Raw genomic sequence first — 4,209 nt, forward strand, 5'->3', positions numbered from 1 at the left:
CGCTGGCGGCTCGCCCGCTGGGCGGCCGCCGGCCTCGCCGTCCTCGCGCTCGCCTGCGCGCTGCCGGTCGCGGCGATCGAGGGGGGCTGCGCGGCCGCGCCCGACCCCGCCCTGCAGGTCCGGGCGGCGGGCGGCGGGCGCTTCGGGATCGCCCCCGAGGGCTACAAGCGCGCGGCCGGCGACAGCTACCTCACCTTCCCCGAATGGGACATCGTCCACGCCTACGCGGACCTCGCCGGGGTGACGCGTTCCGCCTCGGAATCGGCCTTCGACTACTGGGCGACGACGACGGGCTTCTGGACGAGCCTGTGCGGGGCGACCCGGGCGGCCGGGCGCATCGGCGACGTCACCGCGGGCCAGAAAGTCACCAACTACGTGATCGGCCTCAGCTTCACGGCCGAGATGCTGATCCAGGGGGCCTACGAGCGCACCCTCGGCGCGCTGACCGCGCGGTGGCGGGGGCCCGAGCCCACGGACGAGGACCGGTTCAACGCCCGGCTGCTCGCGGACTACGCCGCGTTCCTGCGCCAGACCCCCTGGTACCGCTACCCGTTCGACGCGGCGCTGTCCCGGCTCTGGCACGAGGTCCCGTTCACGCCGTCGCTGCGGGCGGTCGAGCGGCGCGGCGCGCTCACGCTGCAGTACGGGCTGAAATGGGCCTACGCGCGGGGGATCGCGTGGCTCGCCGGGATGGACCCGGCCGGCCTGACGATCCGCAGCGTCGTGGCGGGGCTCGATGCCGGCGACGCGGCCGCCGACCCGCGCATCACCCTCCTCGGCCCCGTCCCGGCCGGCGACGGCGGCCCGGCCGCCCTGATGGAGACGCCGCGCTACCGGGCCTTCACGGAGATCGTCCGGGGTCTCGGCGCGCGGGGCCGGACCGTCCTGGAGATCGCCGGCAACCGCCGGATCCTCACCACCGTCCTCCTGCCGCCGGGCCGGACGGTCACCCTCGCGGGGGCCGAGCCGCTGTTCGCGATGCCGATCCAGTCCGAGCCGGGCTGGCAGCGCGTCGGCTACGACACCGCGGTGGAGCAGCTCGTCGCGCAGATCCGCGCCGTGGAGGCCGCGGGGGGACGGTTCGAGCATGCCTACGATTACTGATCGGCGCCCGCGGCGCGGCCTGCCGGTCGGCGCCGTCGCGGCGGCGCTCGCCGGGGGGCTCGGCGTGACCGCGCTGACCGCCCTCGCGGTCCAGCCGGAGACCGTGGTGGCGCTCGGGAACCCCGCCGCCCTGGCGGCCGCCGATAACGGGGCCCTGGTCTCGGCCGGCCGCGCGTACCTGGTGCTCCGGCCCGCGGCGCCGGGGGCGGTCCGTCGCCTCTACGCGGGCGGCGCCTGGCTGGTCCTGCCGGCGCCCGGGACCGGCTGCCTCGGCACGCGCTGAGGCGAGCGCCCGCGGGGCGGCCGGGGGGCCGGCCGCGGGCCGGTGCTCAGCGGGGATCGGAGCGATCGAGGATCTCTGACCCATCAGCGCGCAGCTCCCGGTCATCGGCGCGTAGATCAGCCGGATCCGATACGCGCCTTGTCGATGCTGCCCTCCACCGCGATCACCTGGAAGCGCCGCGTCCCGACCAGGGACGCGACGGTGCCGACGGACCGGAGGGACGCCGGATCGACCGTGGCCCGCGCGTCGCCGTCGCGGCGATCAGCGTCAGCGCCCGCAGGATCCGTCTCATCGGCACGTGACTCCGTATGCGTGGACCTCGGGCAGATCGCCGTCGCCCGTCGTGGTCACCGAGAGCGTGCCGGCGGCCCCGACATACCGGAAGCTGCAATAGGCGAGGCCCGTCCCGGAACAGCCGTCGACCTCGGTGACGCCGCGCCGGGCGAGACCCCGCTCCCGCGCATCGTCGCTCGGCGCCCCCGTCACCGGCGTCCAGCCCGCGGCGATCAGCGCCGTCCGGGCCTCGTCGATCGGGCGGCCGCGGATCGCGGGGATCGACCCGCGGCCGCCGCAGACGGATTCGACCTTGGCCGGCGGCTCCAGCGACAGGATCCCGTCCGCGCGCAGCGTCAGGTCGCCCACCGGGGCGGGCGGCAGCTCGCCGTCCCAGAGGCGCACGCCACCGGCCCGCGCCGCGATGCGGCCGACCGCGCCGGTCCGGCCGGCGCCGTACACGAGGGCGACGAGGCGCGCCCCGTCGAAGAGGCCGACATTGCCGTCCGCGACGAAGCAGGTGCCGCTCGGCCCCTGCTGCAGGTCGCTGGCGAAGCTGACGGCCCGGTAGCGGCCCAGCGCCGCCTCGCCGAGGATGAACCAGTCCCGGGCAGTCACGGCCCGCGCCGCCTCGGACTGCGCCGGCGCGACCTCGCCCGGGCAGCCGGCCCGGCGACCCGCCCCGCCCGGGGCCCGCGGCAGCTCGGCGAGGGGCACGAAGCGCAGGCCCTTCACGGCGGAGGCGACCCGCGGCGCCGGTGGCCCGTCCTGCGCGGCGGCCGGTCCGGCGAGCATCAGGCCGAGCGTCAGGCCGAGCGTCAGCGCGGCGACCCGGACGCCGCGCCTGCGGGACGGCCCGGGGACCGGAGCGGTGGACGGATCGGGCGTGGGGGCGTGCGGTCTCATCGTCACCGGCTGCTCGGGGTGCCCGCAGGCGCGGGCGGGCTCGACCCCGGGGCCGTCCGGGCCGCCGGGATCGGGTCGGGCGGCGGATAGGCGGGGTCGGTCAGGCAGGTCGAGAGCCAGGTCTCGGCATCGGCGTCCGGGGCCAGCTCGACGTCGAGCGCGGCCCGAGGGCCGGCGGGTGGCGCCGCCGCGCCGGCGGCGGCCGGGGCGGCGGGCCGCGTCCAGCGGCCGTCGGGATTGTCGGGGCCCGGGCATTCCGCGTCGCCGCCCTCGCCGATCGTACAGGTCGCCACCGTGCGCGCGGCGCCGTCGACGACCCGCGCGACCGTGCGCGTCTCGGTGGTGTGGCCGCTCGCCCAGTCGTCGGACAGGGTGCAGACCCGGTCGCCGTTCTGGTAGCGCCGGCTGCCGAAGCAGCCGTAGACCCGGTCCTGCCCGACGGGCAGGAAGTCGCACGCCGTGTCGAACCCCGCGAAGGGACCGCCGGTGAACCGCGCCGCGAAGGCCCGCTGCCGCAGCGCCGCCGCGATCCAGTGCGGCCGGGCCGGATCGCTCTTGGAGCGGCCGGACAGTGCCTCGGTCCGTGCCCGGATCGCCCCCAGCACGAGGGCGCGCGCGCCGGCCGCGTCCAGGTCGCCGAGCCGCGTGTCCCGGGCCGCCACCCAGCGCTTCTGGCTGGCGATCAGCATCGCGCGGATCTCGGGGTCGTCCGTGCCGTGCAGGAGGCCGGCATAGGCCGCACCCAGGGCGGCGTCGGCCTTCCGGAGCGCCGCGTCGGCGCAGATCAGGCGCTCGAGCGGGCTGGCCGCCTTGCGGCAGTCGATCGCCCGGGCCGAGGACGGCGCCAGAAGGGATGCGGCGAGGGATGCGGCGAGGGCGGCCGCCGGGAGGCGCGTCACGGCCGGCCCCGCACTGAAGCTCGCCCCGAAGCGCGCACCGGACTGCGCATCGGAACCTCGCCTCCGGGTCGCGTGACTGGAGCCGGTCGACATCGGGGCCTACTGCGCCGCGGCATCGACGATGCGGCACAGGTTCTGGTCGACGTCCTGGCCGATCTGGCCGGCCTGCACCATGAACAGGGCGTCGACCCGGCTGCCTGCCCCGGCCTTGCGCACGACGACCCGCAGCGTCTGCGGTCGCCCCGAACCGGATGTCTCCTGCTGGGCCGTCAGGGTCCCGAGCGCCTTCTCCACGTGCACGCCCACGAACCCCTCGGCCAGGACCGCCCGCGTCACCCGGTCGAACGCGGCCCTGGGGCTGACCGAGGGGAAGATCATCCACGTCTTGTAGGTGATGGCCTGGAGCATCGGCGTCCCCTCGCTCCGGTAATGGTCGCGGCACGTCTCCGCCGCGGCCGCCGGGAGCGGGAGCGTCGACAGGATGGCCGCGTAGATGAACGCGGTCCGCATCGATCCCATGGGGCACCTCTCACTTCGCTCTGCTGGTGGCTCTGTCGGTGACCCGCCGGACCTGTGCAGTGGGGGCCCGGTCAGGCGTGGATTGTCGGATGAGCGAGGCCGGGCCGCACCGGCCGGCCCCGCAGGGTCTCAGAGCTGCGGCGTGGCCGCTGGCCGGGGGCGCGGCGCCGGCGCCAGCGCGCGCGGCGGCGGAGGCTCGGTCCGCGGCGGCGCGTCCGCCGCGGC

5 protein-coding genes are annotated in these 4,209 nt (G+C 77.0%); 2 read left to right on the forward strand and 3 right to left on the reverse strand.

Going from position 1 to position 4,209, the window contains the following annotated elements; genetic code table 11:
- Both ACLBXO_RS31320 and ACLBXO_RS31325 read left to right on the forward strand, forming a co-directional pair.
- Window positions 1-1,104: hypothetical protein (locus ACLBXO_RS31320; RefSeq protein WP_447687859.1), on the forward strand; the 1,104-nt coding region annotated here is incomplete at its 5' end.
- Complete coding sequence (locus tag ACLBXO_RS31325; RefSeq protein WP_447687860.1) at window positions 1,088-1,387, forward strand: hypothetical protein; 300 nt, start codon at window positions 1,088-1,090, stop codon at window positions 1,385-1,387. The genes ACLBXO_RS31320 and ACLBXO_RS31325, both read left to right, overlap by 17 nt.
- 288 nt (window positions 1,388-1,675) lie before the next feature.
- Here ACLBXO_RS31325 and ACLBXO_RS31330 read toward each other — a convergent pair whose 3' ends face one another.
- The 3 genes from ACLBXO_RS31330 to ACLBXO_RS31340 form a co-directional block, all read right to left on the reverse strand.
- Window positions 1,676-2,566, reverse strand: a complete 891-nt coding sequence (locus tag ACLBXO_RS31330; protein WP_447687862.1) for a hypothetical protein — start codon at window positions 2,564-2,566, stop codon at window positions 1,676-1,678.
- A 2-nt stretch (window positions 2,567-2,568) separates the two neighbouring features.
- The gene (locus ACLBXO_RS31335) at window positions 2,569-3,465 is read right to left on the reverse strand and encodes a lysozyme inhibitor LprI family protein (protein WP_447687861.1); all 897 of its coding nucleotides are present in this window, start codon (window positions 3,463-3,465) and stop codon (window positions 2,569-2,571) included.
- Between the two features lie 99 nt (window positions 3,466-3,564).
- Window positions 3,565-3,984 (reverse strand): hypothetical protein, encoded by a 420-nt coding sequence (locus ACLBXO_RS31340; RefSeq protein ID WP_331318942.1) that lies wholly within the window; start codon window positions 3,982-3,984, stop codon window positions 3,565-3,567.
- Window positions 3,985-4,209: the final 225 nt, after the last annotated feature.

It is taken from the genome of Methylobacterium sp. C33D, assembly GCF_053345825.1.